The 24650-nt window shown below is 57.3% G+C and carries 23 protein-coding genes; 3 read left to right on the plus strand and 20 right to left on the minus strand.

What is annotated here, in order from left to right; genetic code table 11:
• Positions 1-152 precede the first annotated feature (152 nt).
• Positions 153-1187, plus strand: a complete 1035-nt coding sequence (locus AAFH99_RS12600; protein ID WP_406827906.1) for a pectinesterase family protein — start codon at positions 153-155, stop codon at positions 1185-1187.
• A gap of 84 nt (positions 1188-1271) precedes the next feature.
• On the opposite strand, the gene AAFH99_RS12605 is transcribed toward AAFH99_RS12600, so the two are convergent.
• The 12 genes from AAFH99_RS12605 to ffh all read right to left on the minus strand — a co-directional run bounded on the left by AAFH99_RS12605 (position 1272) and on the right by ffh (position 13080).
• Complete coding sequence (locus tag AAFH99_RS12605; protein WP_051686831.1) at positions 1272-1793, minus strand: hypothetical protein; 522 nt, start codon at positions 1791-1793, stop codon at positions 1272-1274.
• 45 nt (positions 1794-1838) lie between these two features.
• A complete protein-coding gene (locus tag AAFH99_RS12610) occupies positions 1839-2471 on the minus strand; it encodes a LysE family translocator (protein WP_406827907.1) in 633 nt (210 codons plus the stop codon).
• Between the two features lie 10 nt (positions 2472-2481).
• Positions 2482-3390, minus strand: coding sequence for a DMT family transporter (locus tag AAFH99_RS12615; RefSeq protein WP_406827908.1), 909 nt, complete (start codon positions 3388-3390; stop codon positions 2482-2484).
• 40 nt (positions 3391-3430) lie between these two features.
• Positions 3431-5161, minus strand: coding sequence for a single-stranded-DNA-specific exonuclease RecJ (gene recJ, locus AAFH99_RS12620; RefSeq protein ID WP_043315734.1), 1731 nt, complete (start codon positions 5159-5161; stop codon positions 3431-3433).
• Between the two features lie 80 nt (positions 5162-5241).
• Positions 5242-6633 (minus strand): threonine synthase, encoded by a 1392-nt coding sequence (gene thrC / locus AAFH99_RS12625; RefSeq protein ID WP_043315732.1) that lies wholly within the window; start codon positions 6631-6633, stop codon positions 5242-5244.
• A gap of 86 nt (positions 6634-6719) precedes the next feature.
• Entirely contained in the window at positions 6720-7964 is a 1245-nt protein-coding gene (locus tag AAFH99_RS12630) for a homoserine dehydrogenase (protein WP_369797797.1), read from the minus strand.
• 370 nt (positions 7965-8334) lie between these two features.
• Positions 8335-9090 (minus strand): DsbC family protein, encoded by a 756-nt coding sequence (locus AAFH99_RS12635; RefSeq protein WP_043315730.1) that lies wholly within the window; start codon positions 9088-9090, stop codon positions 8335-8337.
• A gap of 309 nt (positions 9091-9399) precedes the next feature.
• The gene (gene rplS, locus AAFH99_RS12640) at positions 9400-9753 is read right to left on the minus strand and encodes a 50S ribosomal protein L19 (RefSeq protein ID WP_043315728.1); all 354 of its coding nucleotides are present in this window, start codon (positions 9751-9753) and stop codon (positions 9400-9402) included.
• 78 nt (positions 9754-9831) lie between these two features.
• A complete protein-coding gene (gene trmD / locus AAFH99_RS12645) occupies positions 9832-10611 on the minus strand; it encodes a tRNA (guanosine(37)-N1)-methyltransferase TrmD (RefSeq protein WP_043315727.1) in 780 nt (259 codons plus the stop codon).
• Positions 10611-11165: a ribosome maturation factor RimM gene (gene rimM, locus AAFH99_RS12650; RefSeq protein WP_043315724.1), complete on the minus strand. Its 555-nt coding sequence runs from the start codon at positions 11163-11165 to the stop codon at positions 10611-10613. Before rimM ends, trmD begins: the two co-directional genes overlap by 1 nt.
• 39 nt (positions 11166-11204) lie before the next feature.
• Positions 11205-11444, minus strand: a complete 240-nt coding sequence (rpsP, locus tag AAFH99_RS12655) for a 30S ribosomal protein S16 (protein WP_043315722.1) — start codon at positions 11442-11444, stop codon at positions 11205-11207.
• 220 nt (positions 11445-11664) lie between these two features.
• On the minus strand, positions 11665-13080 hold the full coding sequence (gene ffh / locus AAFH99_RS12660) for a signal recognition particle protein (protein ID WP_043315719.1): 1416 nt from the start codon (positions 13078-13080) through the stop codon (positions 11665-11667).
• 176 nt (positions 13081-13256) lie between these two features.
• Between ffh and AAFH99_RS12665 the strand changes: the two genes are divergently transcribed.
• Positions 13257-14060 carry an inner membrane protein YpjD gene (locus tag AAFH99_RS12665; RefSeq protein WP_406827909.1) on the plus strand — a complete coding sequence of 268 codons (804 nt, stop codon included), beginning with the start codon at positions 13257-13259 and terminating at the stop codon, positions 14058-14060.
• Positions 14061-14164: 104 nt separating this feature from the next.
• Positions 14165-15433 carry an HlyC/CorC family transporter gene (locus AAFH99_RS12670; protein ID WP_043315713.1) on the plus strand — a complete coding sequence of 423 codons (1269 nt, stop codon included), beginning with the start codon at positions 14165-14167 and terminating at the stop codon, positions 15431-15433.
• Positions 15434-15497: 64 nt separating this feature from the next.
• Here AAFH99_RS12670 and rnhB read toward each other — a convergent pair whose 3' ends face one another.
• The 8 genes from rnhB to rseP all read right to left on the minus strand — a co-directional run bounded on the left by rnhB (position 15498) and on the right by rseP (position 24648).
• Entirely contained in the window at positions 15498-16109 is a 612-nt protein-coding gene (rnhB, locus tag AAFH99_RS12675) for a ribonuclease HII (RefSeq protein WP_406827910.1), read from the minus strand.
• A gap of 46 nt (positions 16110-16155) precedes the next feature.
• The gene (lpxB, locus tag AAFH99_RS12680; protein ID WP_406829181.1) at positions 16156-17283 is read right to left on the minus strand and encodes a lipid-A-disaccharide synthase; all 1128 of its coding nucleotides are present in this window, start codon (positions 17281-17283) and stop codon (positions 16156-16158) included.
• A 41-nt stretch (positions 17284-17324) separates the two neighbouring features.
• Complete coding sequence (gene lpxA, locus AAFH99_RS12685) at positions 17325-18104, minus strand: acyl-ACP--UDP-N-acetylglucosamine O-acyltransferase (protein WP_043315706.1); 780 nt, start codon at positions 18102-18104, stop codon at positions 17325-17327.
• A gap of 179 nt (positions 18105-18283) precedes the next feature.
• Positions 18284-18721 (minus strand): 3-hydroxyacyl-ACP dehydratase FabZ, encoded by a 438-nt coding sequence (gene fabZ / locus AAFH99_RS12690; protein ID WP_043315703.1) that lies wholly within the window; start codon positions 18719-18721, stop codon positions 18284-18286.
• A 90-nt stretch (positions 18722-18811) separates the two neighbouring features.
• Entirely contained in the window at positions 18812-19867 is a 1056-nt protein-coding gene (lpxD, locus tag AAFH99_RS12695) for a UDP-3-O-(3-hydroxymyristoyl)glucosamine N-acyltransferase (RefSeq protein WP_231491393.1), read from the minus strand.
• Between the two features lie 16 nt (positions 19868-19883).
• Positions 19884-20399, minus strand: coding sequence for an OmpH family outer membrane protein (locus AAFH99_RS12700; RefSeq protein ID WP_043315699.1), 516 nt, complete (start codon positions 20397-20399; stop codon positions 19884-19886).
• Positions 20400-20519: 120 nt separating this feature from the next.
• Positions 20520-23093: an outer membrane protein assembly factor BamA gene (bamA, locus tag AAFH99_RS12705; protein ID WP_043315696.1), complete on the minus strand. Its 2574-nt coding sequence runs from the start codon at positions 23091-23093 to the stop codon at positions 20520-20522.
• Between the two features lie 196 nt (positions 23094-23289).
• Positions 23290-24648: an RIP metalloprotease RseP gene (gene rseP / locus AAFH99_RS12710; protein WP_406827911.1), complete on the minus strand. Its 1359-nt coding sequence runs from the start codon at positions 24646-24648 to the stop codon at positions 23290-23292.
• Positions 24649-24650 lie beyond the last annotated feature (2 nt).

The following is a 24650-nucleotide window of genomic DNA, read 5'->3' on the forward strand; positions in this document are numbered from 1 at the left end:
TATACCACCCTACCCAATACAAACCCACGCCTTCCGCAATGTGGACGTGGACGGTATGTCGTACCGGGCAATCAAAGTGGCTAGCCAGTTTACTGAGCTTGCTTGCCCTGCTCAGCCTTTCCGCCTGCGCAAATGAGGCACGATTTGACGCAATGATAGGAATAGCGCCTTCGGAAATTTCGGCTGCACGCCGGTTTGACTCCCTTCAATCCGCTCTCGAGGCCGCTCCCGCAGATGGCGATACACCCTATTCCATTTTCCTGCCCGCCGGTATCTACAATGAAAAAGTGCTGGTGCGTAAACCCAATGTGCACCTGGTTGGCGCCGGTCGCGATGAGACGGTGATACGCTACGGTGACTATGCCGGGATGGCCGCTCCCGGATTTCCCGCGGATTCCGGTGAAAAGTTGGGCACCTTTGCCACGGCCACAGTAACCGTCGAGGCTACAGACTTTCGCGCGGAAAACCTGACCATCGAAAACAGCTTCGATTTCCTTACCACCGATGCCCTGCCGAAGGGTCACACGGACAAGGTCAGCGGCACCCAGGCGGTGGCTCTGGAAACCGGGTTGAACAGCGACCGCTCCGCCTTCCGCAACGTGCGTCTGCTGGGCTACCAGGACACCCTGTTTGTACAGGGAGGCCGTAGCTATTTTCTGGACAGCGTGATCGAGGGAAACGTGGATTTTATCTTCGGGGCGGGCCAGGCGCTGTTTGAGAACAGCGATATTGTCACTCGCCCCCGTGGTAGCAGGCGGGAAACCGTGGGCTACGTGACCGCACCGAGTACCGATATCGGGAATGAATATGGCCTGGTATTCCTGAATTGCCGGCTTTTGAAAGCCGATGGTGTTCCGGCCAATTCGTCGCCGCTGGGTCGCCCCTGGCACCCTACCACCACCTTCGCCGACGGACGCTACGCGGACCCGAATGCCGTTGGTGCTGCGGTATTCATCCGTACCTTTATGGACGACCACATCACCGGCGATGGCTGGGCATCCATGCGCGGCACCAGCCGCGACGGCACCAAGTCCACGGTATTTCCCCCCGAGAGCGCACGCTTTTATGAATATCAGAGTCATGGCCCGGGCGCACAGGTCAATGAACGGCGGCGGCAGCTGACGGAGATCGAAGCAGAGCGTTATACCAGGGAGCGGATTCTCGCAGACTGGAAAGCGCCGTTCTAAGCAACGCCGTGAGTGAAGCGCCTTTTTCCAGTCGCACCAGGCCCACTACCGCTATGGATCACATAAGGGCCAAGGGCGGGGGCATCAGTAGACTGAGGAGCCTCCGCCCGACGCCTCCTTCGGGCAATCGCCAAACTGGTAGGCGCCAGGCTTGACGGGGTCGAAACCCAGCTCCAGAGCCGCGTCGAGAAAGCTCGCAGGAATACGATGCACCAGCAGGTCACCGGTGGCACCGCCACAGACGCTGGGATACATGCGGTCGGTGCGGGTGGCACAGCGACTTTCCTGTACTTTGATGCCGTTTTGCACAAGTTGCGCCGCACTCGCTTCGAGCGTACGGCCACCACCCTCACACTGGCGATTGCCCCGGGGCTGCATCACCCAGAGGTTACTGTCACCGGTAGCGGAATCGGGAGATACCGCGTCAGCACTGCCTCCCTGCGCACTACCGGAAGGAGAATCCGGCTTGTCAGCGGGCATCTCTTTTACTTCCTCCGCCGGCGATGTATCGGCGCTTCCATCAGACTTGTTGTGCGAGGCGTCACAGCCTGCCATCACCACCGTCATTAGGGCCATACACAGCATGTGAATCCACGGCTGGCGCATTGTTGCACTCCTTTTCCTGTTGCCATTCAAAACGCTCTATCCCGTTCAGCTTAGCGCGAGCCAGCCCCCTACGCCCAACATCAGGGTACCGGCGATCCGGTTCATCAGCCTGACATTTTCTCCCCGATGCAGCAAGCGACTCAAAGTGCGCCCACCACTCGCGTAAATCAGCATGCAGATAAACTCCAGCAGCAGGATCACGCTGAGCAATACCGTCATTTGTGGCAGGAGCGGCTTGGCCTGATTGATAAACGGCGGCAACAGGGCAATAAAAAATGCCCAGCCTTTCGGATTGGCTACCGCGGTAACAAACCCCTGAGACGCCAGAGAGAATGCGGAGACGGGCGCGGGCGCCTCGCCGGAAGATTCCACCAACACCATCCGCCCCCGCGCGCGCCACATCTGTATGCCCAGATACGCCAGATAGATGGCACCGCAGTATTTGAAGATCTGAAAGGCCTGCGGGTATTTCAGCATAAACGCCGCAATACCCAGCACAGCGGCAATTGCTACCAGGGCGACGCCACACAGCTCGCCCAGCATCATCCACAGGGTGCGCTTTACCCCAAACGCCATCCCCATGGTCAGCGCCAGGGTCATACACATCCCCGGAGTAATGGATACGAAAAAGAAGGTCGACACAAACAGCGCCAGTACGGAAAAGTCGACTACGCCCATATCAGCAGACTCAGTGATGCGTGCCGGCGTGAGCGCCGTAGCGACTCAGCAGCATACCCGCCAGCATCAGGCCGCAACCCAGTAGTTCGTGGCCGGTAAACACCTCGCTCAAAATCAACCAGCCGGCAATCAGTGCAAACACCGACTCCAGACTCATGATCACCGTAGCGTGAGAGGTGGCCGCGTGGCGAAGTCCCAGTAGCTGGAACGTAAACGCGATAGCGGTGGAGAAAATCATCATGTAGGCGATGGGCCAGGCAGCATCAATGGCCCCCTGCAACGTGGCCTGCTCGATCATCAACGATGCGACTGTCGAAAACAGCCCGCAGAAAATAAACTGGATGGCCGCCAGTCGCAGGGCGTGATAGCGCTTAACCAGGCGATCGGCGGTCAATACCTGCAGGGCGAACGCGAAGGCGCCGGAAAATACCAGCAGATCCCCGATCATCTGGGATTCTTGCGAGAAGTCACCGAGGATATAGAGACCGATCAGGGCCACACCGATCCCTGCCCAGGTCCAGCGGTTGGTCGCCACACCCAGGGACAGGCCAATCACCGAAACCAGCAGCATTTCCATGCCGGAAATAAACCCGGCGCGCCCGGCGCCCGTATACACCAGACCCCATTGCTGCAACGCAGACCCCAGAAACAGCCAGAAACCGAGAATGGCCCCGCCGGGCAGACACTGGCGCCACCCCATTTTCACCGAGGCCCCCTCTTCCGGCGTGGCAATTTCCTTACGAGAAGACAGCCAGTACACCAGCGGAATTAGGATCAGTCCGCCCAGCAGAAAACGCCAGGCGTTGAAGGCCAGTGGTGGCAGGTGTTCCATGGCCATTTTCTGGGGTACAAAAGCGATCCCCCAGAAAAGCGCTGCCAGTAACAGCAAAAGTTCTGCGCGCGTTTGTTTTTGATGCATATAAATTCTAAGTTGTTAAAAGCTATAAGCCCGCAAGGGTTTAAAGTGGACTGATATGGCTGACCATCAGCTGCAGTGACTGGCGCCCGCGGAATTCGTTGATATCGAGTTTGTACGCCAGCTGGACTTTGTCCACCTGCGCAGGCCAGAAATCCGTATCGATATTGAAAGCGATGGCATCGATCGCCTGTTGCGGCGCGGCAACCGGTGCCACGGTCATTTTCAGATGGCGCTCGCCAACAATGCGCTGCTGCAGTATCAAAAACTCTCCGTCAAACTCCGGCTCGGGGAACGCCTGGCCCCAGGGCGCACAGGCGCGCAGCAGCGCGGCGGTTTCCATGGAAAATTCGTGAGGCCGCAATTCACCATCGGTCTCAATAATCGCCTGCAACTGGGATTCATTCAGGCGGCTGCGCACAGCCACTTCAAACGCGTCGGTGAATGCCGCGAGATTTTCTGCCGGCAGGCTGAGGCCAGCGGCCATGGCATGGCCGCCAAACTTGCTGATCAGATCCGGGTGCGCCGCTGCCACATCGCTGAGCGCATCACGAATATGCAAACCGGGGATAGAACGCGCGGACCCCTTCACCAGATTGTTATCGCCGTCGGCAAAGGCGATCACCGGGCGGTGAAACTTTTCCTTGATGCGACTGGCGAGAATGCCCACCACGCCCTGGTGCCAATCGCCATCGTACAGGCACAGACTCCAGGGCAATCCCTCTTCCGCCAGCTGCAGTTTTTCCAGGGCAGCCATGGCTTCCCGCTGCATACCCGCTTCAATGGCCTTGCGGTCGCGATTCAGGCCGTCGAGTTCCGCTGCCAGTTCCCGGGCTTCCAGCGGATCCTGGGTCAACAGACAGCGAATACCGGTACCAATATCGTCTAGGCGCCCGGCGGCGTTAATGCGCGGACCAAGGATAAAACCGATATCGGTGGTGGAAAGCCGGCTGCGATCGCGCCCGGCCACTTCCATCAGCGCCTGTATACCCACACGGCAGCGGCCCGCGCGAATACGCGCGATGCCCTGATGTACCAGTACGCGGTTGTTCTGATCCAGCGGCACCAGGTCGGCCACGGTGCCGAGGGCGACCAGATCCAGATATTCCGCCATATTGGGCGGTGTAACGCCGGTCTCTTCAAACCAGCCCTCCGCCTGCAGTGCACTTTTGACACGACTGAGGAGATAGAAAATTACCCCGACACCCGCCAGGTTCTTGCTCGGGAATTCGCAATTGGGCTGGTTGGGATTGACGATGGCGTCCGCCTCGGGAAGCACTTCGCCGGGCAGATGGTGGTCGGTGACAATGACTTTCAGGCCCGCTTCGCGCGCAGCCTTAACACCATCGATACTGCTGATGCCGTTGTCCACGGTAATCAGCAGATCCGGATCGTACTCCTTCGCCACCTCGACGATTTCCGGGGTCAGGCCGTAGCCGAATTCGAAGCGATTAGGCACGAGAAAATCCACGGGACCGGCGCCCAGTGCGCCGAGGGCGAGTACTGCGAGGGTACTGCTTGTCGCGCCGTCCGCATCGAAGTCACCGATGATGAGGATTTTGTGTTGTGCGCGTATGGCGTCGGTAAGCAGCGCAACCGCCGCCTCCAGGCCACGCATGGACATTGGGCTGTGCAGGCGCGCCAGCTGGTGATCCAGCGCGTCGTCGCTGTGGACACCGCGGCCCAGCAATACGCGCTGGAGAATTTCGGGGGTGGAGGACGTAAAACGGCCAGCGGAAAAATCCACTGGCCGTCGTCGAATAATCGCGTTCATCGCATCCGGTCGCTTAGATTCCTAGGATACCGGTGTCGCACCGGCTTTCCCAACATTCTACCCGGACAGCGATGCCAAGGTTAACCCAGGGCGTGCGCGATAAAATCGTGTACCGCAGAAAGCTCGTTTGGCAGGACTTGTAACCGCTCCTCCCGCTCCAGCAGATCCTCCATATGGTGCGGCAACGGCACCTTGGTGCCAGGCAGTGCCTTGTCGACGGCCTCACTGAATTTGGCCGGGTGCGCGGTGGCCAGACAGACCATGGGCTCGGCACTGGACTTGCGCGCGCGGCGCGCCGCTTCCACACCAATGGCGGTATGGGGATCAAGCAGGTACTCCGTGGACTCGTACACATCGCGGATCACTTCCACGGTGCGCTCGTCACCGACACGCTCGGAGGCGAACAGGGTACGCGCTTTTTCCAGCACCTTTTCATCCAGCTTCAGCGGCGCACTGCGGTCCGCCAGCAGATCCGAGACCGCTGCGCCGTCGCGATCATACAGATCAAACAGCAGGCGTTCGAAGTTGCTGGATACCATGATGTCCATACTCGGCGACAGGCTGTGCACCAAAGGCTTGGGGGAGTGGTCGTTGGCACTGATACAACGGTGCAGAATATCGTTGGCGTTGGTGGCGATCACCAGTTGATTGATCGGCAACCCCATACTCTTCGCCAGGTAACCGGCAAAAATATCGCCGAAATTCCCCGTGGGCACGGAGAAATTCACCGCTCGATGCGGGCCGCCCAGGCTCAGGGAGGCATGGAAGTAGTAGACGATCTGGGCCATGATCCGCGCCCAGTTGATGGAGTTCACCGCGACCAGGCGGCGACCATCGGGCAGAAACGACTGGTCAGCGAAGCTCGCCTTCACCATATTCTGGCAATCGTCGAAATTACCTTCCAAGGCGATATTGAATACGTTGTCCGACAGTACCGAGGTCATCTGCTTGCGCTGTACTTCCGATACGCGGTTGTGCGGGTGCATGATGAAAATATCGATATTGTCGCAGTGGCGGCACCCCTCGATGGCGGCAGAGCCGGTATCGCCAGAGGTTGCACCCAGTACCACCACTTTTTCACCGCGTTTTTTCAGCAGCAGATCGAACAGCTGGCCAAGGAACTGCAGAGCAAAATCCTTGAACGCCAGGGTTGGCCCCTGAAACAGCTCCAACACCCACTCGTTGTGACCGGTCTGCACCAGCGGTGCGATGGCGCTGTGACGGAAGCTGCCGTAAGCGCGATCAATGATCCCGCGCATTTCGTCTTCACTCAGATCCTCCGAGACAAACGGCCACATAATACGAAAGGCCAGCTCCTGATAACTCAGGCCAGCCATATCCGCGATTTCTTCGCGGGTAAAAGTGGGCAATTTTTCCGGTACGTACAGGCCACCGTCACTGGCAAGTCCGGTAAGAACGGTGTCGGCAAAACTCAAAGACGGCGCGCGGCCGCGGGTGCTGATAAATTTCACGGTAATTCGATATAGCGCAATTAATGAATTGAAATCTGGCGAGCGGGGATCGCTCGCCAGCTTAAAGGTTGTCCCGCAGGATGCGATCAGCCGAGCGATTCGACGCGAATACGTACTACCGGCCCCTGAATGCTATCCAGGGCTTCGATCTGATTTACCGCTTCCTGCAACTGTGCCTCGCGGGCACGGCTGGTGAGCAGAACCACAGGCACCAGCTCCTCGTCTTCCGCCGGCTCGTGCTGAATCAATGCCTCGATGCTGATGCCCTGCTCACTGCAGATGGTCGCCACCTTGGACATGACGCCGGGTTTGTCGAACGCCGAAATACGCATGTAGTAGCTGGTTTCCGCGTCGCTCATGGGCAGGACATCGTCCAGGTTACCCTGGCTGTCCTGAGTGACGCCCGCCAGCGGTACACGCTGGTCCGGACGCACGTTCAGAGTACGCGCCACATCGACGATATCCGCAATGACCGCAGAGGCGGTAGCCTCGGCACCGGCACCAGCACCGTAATAGAGGGTCGGACCCACGGCATCCCCATTAACCAGTACCGCGTTCATCACGCCGTTCACATTGGCAATCAGGCGACGCTGGGGAATCAGGGTCGGGTGTACCCGCAGTTCCACCCCATCGCTGGTACGGCGGGCAATGCCCAGATGTTTGATACGGTAGCCCAGCTCATCCGCATACTGGATGTCTTCCTTGGCCACACCGCTGATGCCTTCGGTATATACCTTGTCGAACGCCAACGGCATACCAAACGCCAGGGACGCCATGATCACCAGCTTGTGGGCCGCATCGATACCTTCCACGTCGAATGTGGGATCTGCTTCTGCATAACCCAGCGCCTGGGCCTGGGCCAGAGCTTCGTCAAAGCTGCGGCCCTTCTCACGCATCTCGGTGAGGATATAGTTGCCGGTTCCGTTGATGATACCGGCCAACCACTGAATGCGATTGCCGACCAGGCCTTCGCGCAGAGATTTGATAATGGGGATACCGCCCGCAACGGCGGCTTCATAGGCAATGGTCACGCCCCGCTCCGCCGCGGCCGCAAACAGTTCGTTGCCGTGCTCGGCGATCAGCGCCTTGTTGGCGGTCACTACGTGCTTGCCATTGGCAATGGCGGTCAGAACCAGTTCGCGGGCCACAGTGGTACCGCCAATCAGTTCCACCAGCACGTCTACGTCGGGATTATTAGCGACATCAAAAATATCGCGGGTGATAGTCATCTGACTGGTGTCGCAATCGGGGTTGTCCCGACGGGCACCGACCTGGACGATTTCGACCGGGCGGCCACAGCGCGCAGCGATCTCTTCGCAGTTGCGCGCCATTACATTGACCGTACCGCCACCTACGGTCCCGAGACCGCAAATGCCGATACGTACGGCAGGCGAACGGCCTGCTACTGATAACTTTTCTGAGACCTGAGTGGCTTCGTCGGCGAATGCGCTCACAACTTCCCTCCGCGCATGACTTGATGGTACACAGCGCAATAACTGGCGTAAAAATCGAAAAAAGGTCGACAACCTTACTGAGATACGGGGGAAAAAGTCAATTAAATTGCGCAGGCCGGTCATAAGTTCATCAAACCGGCCAGGCATTAATCCAATCCCGCCCAAATACCCTCGACAACACTGCCAGAAACAACAAGGGCCGGCAAAGCCGACCCTCGTTCATCGCAAACCGGACAATAATTCCGGATCAGATACCCAGCGCCTTGACAAGGGTATCCGGCGGCAGATAGCCGGGCACCACGGTGCCATCCTGCATCACTATCGTAGGCGTTCCGCGCACATCAATTGCTTCATTACCCAGCTTGTACTGGGCCGCGACTGGATTGTCTTTGCACACCTTAAGGGGCACGTTCTTGCGGTTCTTCAGGTCAGTCAGGGTCTTGTTGGGATCATCCGCACACCAGGCGGTAGCGACCTTGCGATACCCCACAGAATTGAGACCTGCCCGCGGGAAGGCGAGATAGCGCACCTCAATACCGCGACGATTCAGCTCAGGCACGTCATCGTGCAATTTGCGGCAGTAACCACAGTCCACATCGGTGAACACGTAGACGTGCGCTTTGGTCTCTCCCTTTGGCGAGAAGACAATCATGTCGTCCAGGCTCTGCTCGCTCATCACTTTCGCGCGACTCTTGCCGCGGCGTTGCTCGGACAGATTTACCACGCGCTGTGGAGTCACCTCGAACAGGTCGCCGGCAATAAAGTGCCCACCGTCTTTGGACACAAACAACACGTTACCGCCATTGATATCCACCTCGTAGATACCAGGCATGGCGCTTTCGCGAACCTCACCAAAACTGGCATTGGGGTTTCCCGCCGCCAGCTTGGCCTTGATCTGCTTCGCCACATTGTCGTCGACGGCTACGGCGGACTGCCCCAGCAACAGCGCAGTGGTGGCCACCAATGCGGCGAGAGGCTTGAGTGGCTTGGCTAGAAAATTCATTTTGGGAGTTACTCCGGTGTTATTCGTCACTGTTGACCCGTGAAAGTCGATACTCAGACCCTACCCGCGGGTGCCGGTTCCAGCCCAGTATGGCATCCGACCGTATCCACGGGATGGCATTGGCGCACGTTTGACGCGTTTTACTACACAATCATCGTAAACGCTAACCTGCATCACCCATAAAAAGCCCGGGTGATCCGAGACTGGCCGAACCAGCCACCATCAATAAGACGTCTCAGAGCCCCCTCCTCCAAACCACAGGCATAAAAAAACCGGAGCCAGGCTCCGGTTTTCTCGATCAATAAAAGCTTACTTGGCCAGCTTTTCTTTGATTCGTGCCGCTTTACCAGTCAGGCTGCGCAGGTAGTACAGCTTGGCCTGACGAACGTCACCGCGACGTTTCACAGTGATGCTGTCAACCAGCGGACTGTGAGTCTGGAAAGTACGCTCAACACCAACGCCGTGAGAGATTTTGCGCACGGTGAAGGAGGAGTTCAGGCCGCGGTTACGCTTGCCAATTACAACACCTTCAAACGCCTGCAGACGCTCGCGGTTACCTTCTTTTACTTTTACCTGAACAACGATGGTGTCGCCCGGAGCAAAGGCCGGCAGTTCCGCTTTCAGCTGTTCAGTTTCCAGCTGCTGAATGATTTTGTTGGTCATTTGGAGTTCTCCAAAAGGGTTTTATGTAGCCTCTCGGCTAGATGGCCGAATTACTCTCGCCTCACGGCGAATTCGACGTTATTTCTGTTCGCCGGATCCAGACTCCTGTCCAGTTTCCCGAAGGAACTCGTCCAACAGTTTCGTCTGCTCCGAGGACAGCGCTAGCGATTCCAGCAGATCCGGGCGGCGCTGCTGCGTCCGGCCCAGGGCCTGCTTGAGGCGCCAGCGGCGAATCTTCTCGTGGTTACCGGAAAGCAATACCTCCGGCACCGTCATGCCCGCAAATTCTTCCGGGCGAGTGTAGTGCGGGCAATCCAACAGTCCCTGGGCGAAGGAGTCCTCCACCGCAGACAGGTTGTGTCCGAGTGCACCGGGGATCAGACGGGTCACCGCATCCACCAGTACCATGGCAGCAAGTTCACCACCACTCAGTACGTAATCGCCTATCGACCACTCTTCATCGATCAGGGTATCGACGATACGCTCGTCAATTCCCTCATAACGGCCCGCCAGCAATACCAGATTGCCACTGCCGGAGAGCTGCTCAACGCCCTGCTGATCCAACTGCCGCCCCTGAGGGGACAGGTAGATAGATCTTGCGGGGCCGGTTTCTTCTGCCCAGTTACGCGCCTCACTCAAGGCCTGGGAAAGAGGCTCTGCCAGCATCACCATGCCGGGGCCACCGCCGTAAGGGCGGTCGTCCACGGTGCGGTGGCGGTCACTGGTGAAATCCCGAGGATTCCAGCAGCGCACTTCCAGCAAACCATCTTTCACTGCCCGGCCACTGATACCGTAGTCGGTCAGTGCCGCGAACATCTCTGGAAAGATGCTCACCAGCGCAATGCGCTTGGCAGCCATCAGAACTCCGGATCCCAATCGACCGTGATCACACCAGTAGTGAGATCTACATTGGTGATGAATTCACCGGGAAGGTACGGAATCAGGCGCTCACGCCCGTCGCTCCCCCCACGCACCACCATCACATCGTTGGCACCGGTTTCCATCAGTCGCACCACTTCCCCGAAGGGAGTCTCACGACCTTCAAACACACTCACCACCTGCAGGCCCTGCAGCTGATGCCAGTAGTACTCACCCTCTTCCAGCTGGGGCATTTCACCACCGATAACGGCGATGTCCCGCTGGCAAAGCTGCGCGGCGATATCCCGATCGTCCACATCCTTGATATGAATGATCAAGCCCTTGCCGTGATGCTTACCAGCATCAATCTCCAGGGGCTGCCACTGGGAATCACCCTTAGCGGCGGGATTGTGCAGCCACCACTGGGAGTACTGCAGTATGTTTTCCATCGGTTCGGTATAGGAATGCACCTTGACCCAACCGCGTACGCCATACACCGAGGTAATGCGCCCTACCGTGACCAACGCTTCGCTAGTTACCGAACTTTCAGTCACAGGGACACCCCGGAATACAGCCAATCAGGGATCGAAGAATCAGGCAGATTCTTTCATCAGCTTGCTGACGCGATCAGACAGTTGCGCGCCCTGGCCTACCCAGAACTCAACGCGATCACGGTCGATGCGCAGACGCTCTTCCTGACCACGTGCAACCGGGTTGAAGAAGCCAACACGCTCAATGAAACGACCGTCGCGGGATTTGCGGCTGTCGGTCACAGTCAGGTGATAAAACGGGCGCTTCTTCGCACCGCCACGAGCCAAACGAATGGTTACCATGTAGCTATCCTGTAGTTTCAACACTAACCGGTCAGGGATTATGACCGGAACATCCCGCCTCTCGGCGGTATTTCAGACACCGCCGAGGCGGAAATCTGCTTTTAAATCAATGTTCAACGAGCCGGAGCTCGCTGAAAGGCGGCGTATTCTAATGCACGCAACCGGGTTTGTATAGCGGCGAATCCGCCGCCAGCGAGCAGATGCAACGCACCCGCTCCACTTACTTCTTCTTGAAGCCGGGAGGCAGGCCACCGGGCATCCCACCCATACCAGCACCACCCATACCACCACCCATTCCGGGCAGGCCGCCAAGGCCGCGCATCATCTTGCTCATACCACCGCCCTTGAGCTTCTTCATCATTTTGCCCATCTGCTTGTGCTGCTTGAGAAGACGATTCAGATCCTGAATCTGGGTGCCAGAGCCTGCGGTAATCCGACGTTTGCGGGAACCGCTGAGAATATCGGGATTGCGGCGCTCATCCGGCGTCATGGAGCTGATAATCGCATCCATACGGCGGAACTCCTTACCCATATCCGCCTGCTGTGCCGCCTGGGCCAGACCGCCCATACCCGGCATCTTGTCCATCAGCGCACCAAGACCGCCCATGTTCTGCATCTGTTGCAGCTGGTCGCGCAGATCTTCCAGGTCAAAACCCTTGCCCTTCTGTACCTTCTTGACGAGCTTTTCGGCCTTCGACTTATCGATGGTCTGCTCGGCCTGCTCGATCAGGGACAGGATGTCCCCCATACCGAGAATTCGGGAAGCAATACGGTCCGGATGGAAGGTTTCCAGAGCGTCGGTCTTCTCCCCGACACCGATAAACTTGATGGGTTTGCCGGTCACATGACGCACCGACAGCGCGGCACCACCACGGGCATCACCATCGGCCTTGGTCAACACCACGCCGGTCAGCGGCAAGGCATCATTAAAGGCACTGGCGGTATTCACCGCATCCTGACCGATCATGGCATCGATCACGAAGAGGGTTTCTGCGGGCTCGAGGAACTCGTGCAGCTCACGAATCTCCCCCATCAGCTCCTCGTCCACATGCAAACGACCGGCGGTATCCACGATCAGCACATCAGCAAATTGTTTGCGTGCCGCGTCCACCGCCTGGCGGGCGATCTCCACCGGCTTCTGGTCCGCCTCTGACGGCTGGAACAGTGCACCCACCTCACCGGCGAGGGTTTCCAGCTGCTTGATGGCCGCAGGGCGATACACGTCCGCACTGACCACCATCACTTTTTTCTTTTCCCGCTCCTGCAGATACTTGGCGAGCTTGGCCACGCTGGTCGTCTTACCCGCACCCTGCAGGCCAGCCATCAGGATCACTGCCGGCGGCTGCACCGCCAGGTTTAGCGGCGTAGCCGCCTCTCCCATTACCTTGACCAGTTCATCCTGTACGATTTTGACAAACTGCTGACCGGGGTTGAGCGCCTTGCTGACCTTCTGCCCCACCGCGGCGGTGCGTACCTGCTGCACAAAGGCTTTGACCACGGGCAGCGCCACGTCTGCCTCGAGCAGCGCTTTGCGCACTTCGCGCAGGGTGTCGCGGATATTGTCATCTGTCAGGCGGGCTTTACCTGTGACTTTCTTCAGTGCCGACGATAATCGGTCGCTCAGGTTATCGAACATATCACCTTCTCAAATCGTAAAAGCCGGGCTGGGGAATTCGAGCCCTATCCACACCCACTGTGGTGCCCGCCCCCAAAAACGCGGCAGTATAGCCCAGCCGGGCTTTCCAGCACAGGCGCGCTGTGACACACTGCCCGCCCGGATGAATAATGAAACTGTAAGACGGACACACCCCAATGGCGGCATTCGCCCACTGGATGGCTATCGCACTGTATATCGCTAGCACAGGTGTAGCGGCGGCTACCCTGTCGCGCCAATCGCAGTCCAACAGACAACCACTGCTGCTGGCCCTGTTTGCCTGCGCCCTGGCGGCCCACGCTATCTCCCTGAAATTCACCCTGATCACCGCAGGCGGCTTCCGCTTCGACCTGCTTGCGGTCATGTCACTGATTACCTGGTCCGTCGGCCTGCTTTTACTCTGCCTGTCACTGCGACACCGGCTGACGCTGCTGATTCTCGTCATGGCCCCTCTGGCCGCGCTGGCAGAGCTGGGGGCGATACACGCCTGGGGCGGCGCCACACCGCGCGACCAGATATCCCCGGGCATCGCCGCACACGCGTTTTTATCCATTGCGGCCTATTCGCTTCTGACTCTGGCCACGTTGCAGGCCATCTATCTGTACTGGCTCAACCAACAGTTGCACAACCACCAACCTGGTGGCATCAGCCGATTGCTTCCGCCGCTGCAAACCATGGAAAGCCTGCTGTTTGGCCTGGTGGCCTTTGGCCAGCTGTTGCTCACTGCTGCACTTGTTACCGGCACTCTGTTCATCGATGACCTTTTTGGGCAGCATCTGGTTCACAAAACTGCACTGTCGTTTCTGGCCTGGGTTCTGTACACCATTCTGCTTTGGGGACACTGGAAAAAAGGCTGGCGCGGCAATACCGCCGTACGCTGGACACTATCCGCCTTCGCCATTCTGATGCTGGCTTTTTTTGGCAGTAAGCTGGCTTTGGAAGTCATCTTTCCCAAACAGTAGCACGCGCGTATCAATGCACCGCTGGGCCGCAGCCAAATCACGAAAGTTGCGAGCTCAGCCGTTCTGATCCAATATCGCCCTATCCAAATAGAAAGAGCTCTCCCTTGAACGATCTGCCTCCCGGCCTGCTATTTGCGTTGATAGGCCTGCTGATAGTTATTTCTGCGTTTTTCTCCAGCTCCGAAACCAGCATGATGGCGCTGAACCGCTATCGCCTGCGCCACCAGGCCAAAACCGGCCACCGCGGTGCCAAGCGGGCCATGGAGCTGCTTGCGCGCCCAGACAAACTGATCGGCGTCATCCTGATTGGTAATAACATTGTCAACATCCTGGCCTCGGTGATTGCCGGAGCGGTGTTCACCCGACTCTATGGTGAGGCTGGAGTGTGGTACGCCACCGCGGCACTCACGCTTGTTGTACTGATTTTTGCGGAAATCACCCCAAAAACCATCGCCGCACTGCACCCGGAAAAAATCGCCTTTCCCGCCAGTGTGGTACTGCGCCCCTTACTGTGGCTACTTACCCCCTTTGTGCGACTGATCGGGGGTATCTCCAACGGCCTGGCGCGACTCGTCGGAGTACAGGCAGACAAGGAAGCTGAAGCGGAGCATCTGGCTCCGGAAGAGCTGCGCTCCGTTGTTTTTGAATCCGGTGCCCTGCTGCCGACCAAGCACAAAGGGATGCTGCTGAACGTACTGGACCTGGACCAGGCCACAGTGGAAGACATCATGATTCCGCGCAACGAGGTCATCGGCGTAGACCTGGACAACAGTGCCGAGGCGATTCTGCAGCAATTGGCAGAAAGCAGCTACACCCGGCTGCCGGTCTACCGCGGGGACATCAACCACGTCGTCGGTATATTACACCTGCGCCGCGCCGCACAAATCCTGCGCGACGGACCCGATACACTGACCGCCGAAACCCTGAAATCACACCTGAACGAACCCTACTTCGTCCCGGAAGCCACACCCTTGCCTACCCTGCTGATGAATTTTCAACAGAAGAAACGGCGCATGGGACTGGTGGTGGACGAGTACGGCGAGGTGATGGGGATTGTGACCCTGGAAGATCTGCTGGAAGAAATTGTCGGCGACTTTACCGCAAGCCCGGTACCCAGTGACGATGAAGAAATCATCGAGCAGGACAACGGCTGGTATCTGGTTGACGGTGGCACTTCCATTCGCGAGATCAACCGCACCCTGCACTGGGACCTGCCCACCGATGGCCCGAAAACATTTAACGGGCTGATCATGGAACACCTGGAAAGCATCCCGGAGGGTAATATCAGCCTGTATATCCAGGACTACCTGATCGAGATTGTGGAAGTCTCAGACAAGATGATTACCAGCGCCCGCGTGAAAAAAGCAGGTTAAACCGTGGTGGTCCGTGCGGACAGCTGCCAACTGCTTCCACGAGCCGCCAACACCACGTAGCGCTCTAGATCAGCGCCAGCTGCCGCTTTACTGGTGCGAAGCTCTTGCGGTGTACTGGGGTCGCCCCCAAACGCTCAAGCGCATCCATATGCGCGCTGGTGGGATACCCTTTATGTCCCGCCAAGCCATAGCCCGGATAGACAGCATCCAACGCGACCATTTCCCGATCCCGAGTGACCTTCGCCAGAATGGAGGCCGCCGCGATGGCGGCGACCCGATCATCACCTTTCACCACCGTATCGCATTCGTACCGCCACTGGGGCTTGCGATTGCCATCCACAAGCACAAACTCCGGCTGCACCGATAGCTGCTCTACCGCCCGCTTCATCGCCAGCAGGCTCGCATGAAGAATATTGAGCTGATCAATCTCCTCAACCGTGGCCCGAGCAATAGCAAAACTCAATGCTTTTGCCCGAATCTCATCAAACAGGATTTCGCGTTTTTTTTCACTGAGCTTTTTCGAATCCGCCAAACCTTCAATCGGGTTACCCGGGTCGAGAATTACCGCGGAGGCAACCACATCGCCAGCAAGAGGACCGCGGCCCACTTCATCAACCCCCGCCAGCAATGACCCGGTATAAGAACAGATATAGGGAGGCAATGACGACTTTGGCATATCAGATAAAAGATCAATTGATAGGTGGTAGAGGCTGGGAGTCGGGCTACCTGGACAGCAGCGCGCACACTGCGTCTGCGGCCTTGTCTGAAGCGTTGCGGCGCAGCTCCTGGTGCATCTCGCTGAACTCACGACGCAATTGGTCTCCCAGCAGCGGATCGTGGAAGTAATTCAGCAGCGCCGCACCGAGCGTTTCGGGGGTTGCATCGTCCTGAAGAATTTCCGGCACCAGCTCTTTTTGGGCGAGCAGGTTGGGTAGAGAAACCCAGGGTGTGTGCAGCATGCGCGAGAAAATAGCATAGGAAAGTGCCGCCATTTTGTACGCCACGACCATGGGCTTGTTCATCAACATGGTTTCCAGCGTGGCAGTCCCGGAGGCAATCAACACCGCATCCGCCGCTGCCAGGGCTTGCTGGGAGTTCCCATCCAGAATGGTCAGCGACAGCTCTTGCAGGGCTGGTGTCTGAACGAGCTGCTGCTCCAGTTGATCCCGACGCTCGGGGCTCGCCGCCGGAAGGACAAACTTGAGCCCCGGCCGCCGCTGCTGACACCAGAGTGCCGCCTGCATGAACAAGGGCCCCAGCAAGCGCACCTCCCCACCACGACTACCGGGCAAGAGCGCGATAACCTCATCCTGCTGAGTCAATCCCAGGGCACGGCGAGCACCTGCGACGTCCACATCCAGCGGAATTTCATCGGCCAATGGATGGCCGACAAAGGTCACCGGCACCTGGTGCTCGCGATAAAAATCGGCCTCGAACGGCAACAGCGTCAGCATATGGTCCACCGCCCGGGCAATCTTCTTGATTCGCCCGCGGCGCCAGGCCCAGACCGAAGGGCTCACATAGTGCACCGTAGGAATTCCCGCAGAGCGCAGCGCCTCTTCCAAACCAAGATTAAAGTCGGGGGAGTCTATGCCGATAAAAACATCTGGCGGATTGGCAATAAAATGTTCGCGCAGAGTGCGACGAATTTTCAGCAGTTCAGGTAATCGCTTCAGCGGCTCGACCAGCCCCATGACGGAAAGGCGCTCCATGGGGAATAGCGATTCCGCACCCAGGGCAAGCATACGAGACCCGGCGATACCGACCACCTCAACGGTGCGAAATCGCTGTTGCAGGGCCTCAATCAGTCCGGCACCCAGGATGTCACCAGAGGCCTCGCCGGCCAACATGCCTACCCGTATGGTCCGGTTTGAATCCAGTGAAGTACCGCTCAACGCACGATTCCGCGTGTCGAGTTTTGCAGCGAATCAATCCACGGCTGGATGACCTCGGACTCCTGTCGCAATTGTGCCAGGGACTCCAGCGCTTCATCCGCGGTCAATCCGCGGCGATACACAATTTTGTAAGCCTTGTTGATCAGGGAAATTTCCTCGCGAGAAAAACCCCGACGGCGCAGCCCTTCCGCATTGATGGTTTTGGCTTCCGCCGGATTACCCGCCACCATCACATAGGCAGGGACATCCTTGCCGATCCCCGCCCCCATACCGGTAAAGGCGTGCTCGCCAATCGTGCAGTGCTGATGCACCAGGGTGTACCCGCTGAGTATTGCCCAGTCGCGCACGTAGACGTGGCCCGCCAGAGCGACGTTATTGACGAGAATGGTGTGATTACCAATGACACTGTCATGACCGATATGGGCATACGCCATCAGCAGATTATCGTTGCCGATGGTCGTCTCGCCCCGGTCCTGGACGGTGCCGCGGTGAATGGTGACCCCTTCACGGATCACATTGTCATCACCAATCACCAGCGTGGTGGGCTCCCCCTGATATTTTTTATCCGGGGTATCCTGACCAACGGTTGCGAACTGATAGATATGATTGTTCTTGCCGAGCTTGGTTGGCCCACTCAGCACCACATGAGACGCGATCTGGCACCCATCGCCAATTTCCACACCAGGCCCCACAATACTGTACGGGCCAATCTGCACCCCATCACCGATAACTGCCGAATCGTCGACAATCGCGGTCGGATGAATACTGGTCTGCATGCTGTGGCTATCTCCTCACCGGCTCGATGGTTGATCGGCTATCAGCGAGGTACCTCCTCGCCATGGCGCCAGAAACGACGACAATACTTTACCCGCGAATCGCGAATATAAAAAACAATTTGGTCACACTGACAGGAGGATGGGCCCCATCAGACCATGCAACCGGCACGCAACCGGTCTTAGATTTTCTTGACCGCACACAGGATGTCAGCAGAAGCGGCCAGACTCCCATCTACGGTTGCCTTTCCGGCAAACTTCCAGATGCCTCGACGCTCCGAAACAACTTCGGATTCCAATTGCAGGCAATCACCGGGAACTACCTGACGCTTGAAGCGCACATTGTCGATACCCGCAAACAAATACAGGTACCCGTCTTCCGGCTTTTGTCCCAGCGTCTTGAATCCAAGAATGCCCGACACCTGCGCCAGGGCCTCCACGATCATTACCCCCGGAAAGATCGGCACTTCGGGAAAGTGGCCATTGAACACCTCTTCATTGATCGAGATATTCTTGTAACCCCTGATCGATTTGCCCTCTTCCAGCTCAACCACCCGATCCACCAAAAGGAAAGGATAGCGGTGTGGAAGGTATTGACGAATTTCCTGTACGTCCATCATGACGATTTGTCCCCAGAAACCACTTCGGGGCGTTGAACGCCCCGAACTTTCGATTAAATCTTGTATCTGCAATCAATGAAGCAGGTCTATCTATTCCGGTGCCTGCTGTTGCTTGAACGCAGACTCCAGCGCTTTGAGACGCCGGGCCATCTGATCCAGCTGGCCGTAACGCACGGCATTGCGGCGCCAGCTACGGCTCTCCATAAAGGGCACTCCGCTAGAGTAGGAGCCGGCCTCTTCGATGGATTTGGTAACCAGGGTACGCGCAGTGACATGGCTGCGATCTGCAATGGTGACGTGGCCAACAATGCCCGCACCGCCCGCAATGGTGCAGTGCCTGCCGATAACCGCACTACCCGCCACCGCAGAGCAGGCTGCCATGGCTGAGTAGTCACCAATCTGCACATTGTGCGCGATTTGCACCATATTGTCGATCTTCACCCCGCGTCCGATAACCGTATTGCCAAGTGCACCACGGTCAATACAGGTGCAGGAGCCGATCTCCACCTCGTCCCCAATCTCTACACCACCTAGCTGGTGGATTTTGGTCCACTGCCCCTGAGCCGGTGCAAAGCCAAACCCGTCGGCGCCAATGACCGTATTGCTATGTACCGTGCAATCCGCACCAATTGAGCAACCGTGGTAGACCACCACATTAGGGAACAGGCGGGTACGGGGGCCAATTTCACTGCCCTCTCCTACCACACAACCGGATCCGATAATGGCACCCTGCCCGACTCTGGCGTGCGCTTCAACCACAACCCCTGGGCCGACACTGGCATCCGCAGCGACATCTGCACTGGCATGGATTGTGGCTGAAGGATCAATCCCCGACGCCGGGGTCGGTGTGCGATCGTAAATAGCGGTTGCCTTGGCGAAGGCAAGATAGGGATTGGGAACGATCAGAGCTGTGCCGGGACAGGCCTCCACATCCTCAGCAGAAACCAATACCGCACATGCATTGGTTGCAGCCAGAAAGCGGCGATAATTCGCACTGGCGAGAAAGCTGACCTCGCTATTCACCGCATCCTGTAACGTATTGAGGCCAGTCGGCACCTGATCGCCGCTGGCCCCAACCGCAAGGCGCAACTCTGCACCCAGCTCTTCAGCCAACTGCGCCAGCGTTGGCTGTGCATTTTTCATCATGGTCGTGCTGTCGAAATTACTTGGCCGCGTTCAGGCGTTTGACCAGCTCTTCGGTCAGATTGGCCGTTTTACCCGCATAGACAGCAGCACTGGCATCCAACACCAAGTCGAGCTTCTGCTCCTTGATCACCTCTTCCAATGCGGCCTTGGCTTTCGGCAGCAGGTCTTTCTGCAGGTCTTGCACCGCCTGACCTTCCATCGCACGCAGCTTTTTAACCGTTGTTTCAAAGTCAGAACGTTTAAAGTTGATCTTGCGCTGCTGCTCCGCCTTCTTCTCTTCAGACCAGGTCACGCCATTCTTCTGCGCGTCTTCGGCCATCTTCTGCACTTCCGCACGGATACTCTCGGCACTGTTCTGCAACTGGGAGTATTCGGAGCTGGTCTTCAGAGCATTGATCTTGGAGGTCGCCTTCTCAGTGCTCATAATCGCAGCCTGGATATTTACTACGGCCACCTTTGACTGTGCGCTCGCGGTTCCCGCAAACAGCAGGCCAGCCAGCAGAATCGCACTTACTTTCACAAATTTGAACACTTTTTATTCTCCGTATTTCTGTAAATTTACGGCCGCTTCCACAGAGGCCGCTTCATCTGGAAGGCCACCGCTCGCCGCTAGGAGTGAACCCTAAACAGTTGCGGCGGCAATTTCCAGTGGTCAGAAGCTATTACCCAGTGAGAACTGGAATACTTCGATCTCGTCGTCCTCATTTTCCTGCAGGGCTTTGGACAGGCTGAAGGTCAGCGGGCCAAACCCGGTAATCCAGGTCAGGCCGATGCCCGCGGAAACGTTGATATGATCGATATCGATGTCGTAACAATTGAGCTGGGAGACACCGCAATTGGTGCTGAAAACATTACCCGCATCGATAAAGAAGGCAGATTGCATGGACCGCTGATCCTTCACGAAAGGAATCGGGAAGATGATTTCTGCACTTCCCTCCACCAGGATATTGCCACCGAATGGATCGGGGCGGCGGCTGCTGACCGGTGTGGTTTCCAGCTCGCCCGTCGCGTCGTCCAGAACATAGCAGTATTCGGTGATGTCGCCTTCCGCATCCACCGCACAGGGCGTGGTGCGATAATTCACTGCCGGGGTTGAACGCGGGCCCAGTGTGTTTCGCTCGAAGCCGCGCACGGAGCCAAAGCCACCGGCGTAGAAGTTCTCGAAGAACGGCAGCTCGTCGGTTTCACCGTAGCCTTCGGCATAGCCCAAACGAGTGCGCAGACGCAGGGTCAAGTCTTTGGTCAATGGACGGAAATACTGCCCGGTATAAATAAATTTGTAATATTCGAGATCGCCACCAGGCAGGGCAATCTCGATAGAGGCGCGCTGTGACGCACCGCGGGTGGCGAGAATGCCCCGGTTCAGAGTGGAACGGGCGTAAGAGGTCGTCAGGGACCAGGAATCAAATTCATCGCCATACAGATCAACGAAGCCATCCGGGTTAGTGTTCAGCAACCCGGTATCCACGGGCATACTGAGGTCCAGCGCAATACCGTCCTCGACAGCCATCTCAAGCTCTTCGAGAATATCCGCTTCGTCGTCGGAATTGATTTCTCCATTCACCCCACTGATCGGCACAGGGCTGTCTTTGATCTCCTGGACAGAGCTACTATGGGTGCTCAACTCCAGGTGATTGAAACCGATATTCAGACCGATGCGCGAAATTTCAGAAATCGGGTAACCAAAGCTCAACCCGGCACCGTAAGTGGTGGTGTTATAGCTGGACAGGTTGATCTCGGAATAATCGCGCTCCTGATAGAACACGTTGAAACCACGACTGACACCGTCTGGCGTGAAATACGGATCGGTATAGGAGAAGTTAAGTACCGTCTGATAGGTAGAGGTGTTGACCGCAAAACCCACAGACTTACCGGTGCCCAGCCAGTTATTTTCCTGCACGTTGGCACCCAGCACCAGGCCACTGCCCTGCGCGTAACCTACGGTACCACCGATGGTACCGGAAGGCTGCTCTTCTACGGTGTACTCCACATCGATCTGGTCGGATGTGCCGGGAACCTCAGTGGTTTCCACCTGCACTTCCTTGAAGTAACCCAGACGTTCCAGGCGCACCTTGGACTGTTCGATACGGGCGGAGGATGCGGAGGCGGATTCCATCTGACGCATCTCGCGACGCAACACGTCATCAGAGGTACGGGTATTGCCACGAAAATTGATCCGGCGCACGTAGGCGCGCTTACCAGGATCGATAAAGAAGGTCACCTTTACGGTTTTATCTTCCTCATTGGCCTCCGGAATGCCATTCACTTCAGCGAAGGTATAACCCTCGTTACCCAGGCGCTTGGTGATGTAATCGGACGTCGTGGTCATCAGTACCTGAGAGAAAGTCTGCCCCTTCCGCACCAGCAGCAGGCGACGGATTTCCTCTTCCGACACAACCGGGTCACCCGCAAGTTCCACTTCAGAAACGGAGTAAACATCGCCCTCACTGATATTGACCGTAATAAAAACGCTCTGCTTATCAGGGCTCAGAGAGACTTGCGTGGAATCGATTTTGAATTCGAGATAACCGCGGTCGAGGTAGTATGACTCGAGCCGCTCCAGGTCACCGGTCAGCTTCTCGCGGGAGTACTTGTCATCACTGTTAAGCCAGGACAACCAACCGGTGGTCTGCAGTTCAAATATTTCCGCCAGTTCATCATCGGAAAACGCCTGGTTGCCGACGATATTGATATGTTTGATGGCAGCAACAGAGCCTTCATCCACCACCACCTTCAGCTCCACCTGGTTGCGTGGCAGCTCTTTCACTTCGGTGGTGACACTGGCGCCATAGCGGCCCTGAGCCACATACTGGCGCTGCAACTCCTGCGCCAGACCTTCGAGGGTCGCGCGCTTGAAAATCTGCCCTTCCGCCAGACCGTTATCATTCATGCCCTTGAGCAGATCTTCGGTCTTGATAGCCTTGTTACCGGTAATCTCGATCTTGGAGATTGCCGGGCGCTCGCGTACCGTGATTACCAGGACGCCATTTTCACGGCCGATCTGAATATCCTGGAAATATCCGGTGCGGAACAGGGCGCGGGTAGCACTCTGAATTTCGACACTTTCAATCTGGTCGCCAACCCGAACAGGCAACGCGGCAAAAACCGAACCGGCGGAAACACGCTGAAGCCCCTCAACGCGAATATCGTTGACCACAAACGATTGCGCGTATGCGGCAATAGGCATTGCCAGACCGAGGCTCGCAGCCTTCAGGAAATCTTTCATCTACTAATTCCGAGTGTTTATTCGCAATTCCATCAGGGCAATATGCCCGACATCACAGAGGCGCAGGCCCCGTCGACCCCAACCGAGCAGGCCTGGCCAGCACGATCGAAGCAACCGCCGCCCTCGTTACAGAGCCCTCAATCAGGAACCCTTGATTTCAACAAAATGTAGGACAGAGAGCGCGGGTAAAAATTCATTAAAGGCGCAGAATATCGTTGTACAGCGCCAGTGCCATAATTCCCAGCACCATGGCCATACCCACCTGCAACCCAATCATCTGCACTTTTTCAGATACCGGGGAACCCTTTATCGCTTCAATACCGTAGTAAAGGAGATGACCGCCGTCGAGTACGGGAATTGGCAAGAGGTTCAACACACCAAGACTGATACTCAGGAGTGCCAGCAATGACAGGAATGACTGCCAGCCCGCATCCGCCGAAGTGCCGGCAACTTTAGCAATGGTGATAGGGCCACTCAAGTTGCGGGTCGAGATCTCTCCAAACAGCAGTTTTTTGAGGCTGTTAAGGGTAAATACCGTCTTGCTCCAGGTCTCTTCCAACCCCTTGCTGAAGGCGCCCATCACCCCGTAGTGATAGCGGCGCACCTTGTCCTCGGGCCAGGATGCAGCAACCGGCAGCACACCGATACGACCGATTTTCTCTCCGCTGTCGAGGGTTACCAGATCCGGGGTAATCGTGACCGACTGCTCCGCCCCATCCCGGAGTACGGTAACCTGCACGGCCTGGTCGGGATGCGCTTTGATATAGCTGGTCCACTGATCCCAGTCGCGGTAGTCGCGGCCATCGGTGGCGATGATTTCATCACCGGCCTTGAGACCACCTTTCGCTGCGGGGCTGTCACCTACCACCTGAGCCAGCGTCATGCTGATCTTCGGGATCCACAGTTTGACACCAATCTCGTCCAGCGGATCAGGAACTTCCTGCCCCGCCAGCCAGCGGTCAATATCCGCGTACATATGGTATTCGAGGGTCGAGTCCGGGTATCGCACGGAAAATTTTATATGCCCTGTGTCCCCCAGTCGGTTGGCCAGGCGCCAGTTGAGCGCCTGCCAGGTGGGCGTGGGTTGATCGTCCACAGCAATGATTTCCTGCCCGGCCTCCAGGCCGGCATAGGCAGCAATACTGCGCGGCTCCACCTGATCCACGATAGGCACCGGGCCGGAGGTCCCCCCCATAAACACCCCCCAGAAAAGGGCGATGGCCAAAAGGAAATTGAACACTGGACCGGCAGCGGCGATTGCCATTCGCTGCCAGACATTTTTGCGGTTGAAGGCACCATCCAGCTCCTCTGGCGCTACAGTGCCTTCGCGCTCATCGAGGAATTTGACGTAGCCACCGAGCGGAATAGCTGACACAGTAAACTCTGTGCCGTGGCGATCGTACCGGGATACCAGACGCTTGCCGAAACCGACGGAAAAGCGCAACACTTTCACTCCACACCAGCGCGCCACAATAAAGTGACCGAACTCATGGAAGCTCACCAGTACGCCGAGGGCAACCAGGGCCCAGGCTGCAGTTTGAAGAAAATCTAGCATGG

The sequence above is a fragment of the Microbulbifer sp. ARAS458-1 genome (assembly GCF_045348205.1).
In the GTDB taxonomy this organism is placed as follows: Bacteria; Pseudomonadota; Gammaproteobacteria; order Pseudomonadales; family Cellvibrionaceae; genus Microbulbifer.

What these genes read in the sequence shown, in the direction of transcription:
- AAFH99_RS12600 (WP_406827906.1), top strand. Translation starts at nt 153, where the DNA reads ATGATAGGAATAGCGCCTTCGGAAATTTCGGCTGCACGCCGGTTTGAC.
- AAFH99_RS12605 (WP_051686831.1), bottom strand. Translation starts at nt 1,793, where the DNA reads ATGCGCCAGCCGTGGATTCACATGCTGTGTATGGCCCTAATGACGGTG.
- AAFH99_RS12610 (WP_406827907.1), bottom strand. Translation starts at nt 2,471, where the DNA reads ATGGGCGTAGTCGACTTTTCCGTACTGGCGCTGTTTGTGTCGACCTTC.
- AAFH99_RS12615 (WP_406827908.1), bottom strand. Translation starts at nt 3,390, where the DNA reads ATGCATCAAAAACAAACGCGCGCAGAACTTTTGCTGTTACTGGCAGCG.
- recJ (WP_043315734.1), bottom strand. Translation starts at nt 5,161, where the DNA reads ATGAACGCGATTATTCGACGACGGCCAGTGGATTTTTCCGCTGGCCGT.
- AAFH99_RS12630 (WP_369797797.1), bottom strand. Translation starts at nt 7,964, where the DNA reads ATGGCGCGCAACTGCGAAGAGATCGCTGCGCGCTGTGGCCGCCCGGTC.
- AAFH99_RS12635 (WP_043315730.1), bottom strand. Translation starts at nt 9,090, where the DNA reads ATGAATTTTCTAGCCAAGCCACTCAAGCCTCTCGCCGCATTGGTGGCC.
- rplS (WP_043315728.1), bottom strand. Translation starts at nt 9,753, where the DNA reads ATGACCAACAAAATCATTCAGCAGCTGGAAACTGAACAGCTGAAAGCG.
- trmD (WP_043315727.1), bottom strand. Translation starts at nt 10,611, where the DNA reads ATGGCTGCCAAGCGCATTGCGCTGGTGAGCATCTTTCCAGAGATGTTC.
- rpsP (WP_043315722.1), bottom strand. Translation starts at nt 11,444, where the DNA reads ATGGTAACCATTCGTTTGGCTCGTGGCGGTGCGAAGAAGCGCCCGTTT.
- ffh (WP_043315719.1), bottom strand. Translation starts at nt 13,080, where the DNA reads ATGTTCGATAACCTGAGCGACCGATTATCGTCGGCACTGAAGAAAGTC.
- AAFH99_RS12665 (WP_406827909.1), top strand. Translation starts at nt 13,257, where the DNA reads ATGGCGGCATTCGCCCACTGGATGGCTATCGCACTGTATATCGCTAGC.
- rnhB (WP_406827910.1), bottom strand. Translation starts at nt 16,109, where the DNA reads ATGCCAAAGTCGTCATTGCCTCCCTATATCTGTTCTTATACCGGGTCA.
- lpxB (WP_406829181.1), bottom strand. Translation starts at nt 17,283, where the DNA reads ATGTTGGCCGGCGAGGCCTCTGGTGACATCCTGGGTGCCGGACTGATT.
- lpxA (WP_043315706.1), bottom strand. Translation starts at nt 18,104, where the DNA reads ATGCAGACCAGTATTCATCCGACCGCGATTGTCGACGATTCGGCAGTT.
- fabZ (WP_043315703.1), bottom strand. Translation starts at nt 18,721, where the DNA reads ATGATGGACGTACAGGAAATTCGTCAATACCTTCCACACCGCTATCCT.
- lpxD (WP_231491393.1), bottom strand. Translation starts at nt 19,867, where the DNA reads ATGATGAAAAATGCACAGCCAACGCTGGCGCAGTTGGCTGAAGAGCTG.
- bamA (WP_043315696.1), bottom strand. Translation starts at nt 23,093, where the DNA reads ATGAAAGATTTCCTGAAGGCTGCGAGCCTCGGTCTGGCAATGCCTATT.
- rseP (WP_406827911.1), bottom strand. Translation starts at nt 24,648, where the DNA reads ATGCTAGATTTTCTTCAAACTGCAGCCTGGGCCCTGGTTGCCCTCGGC.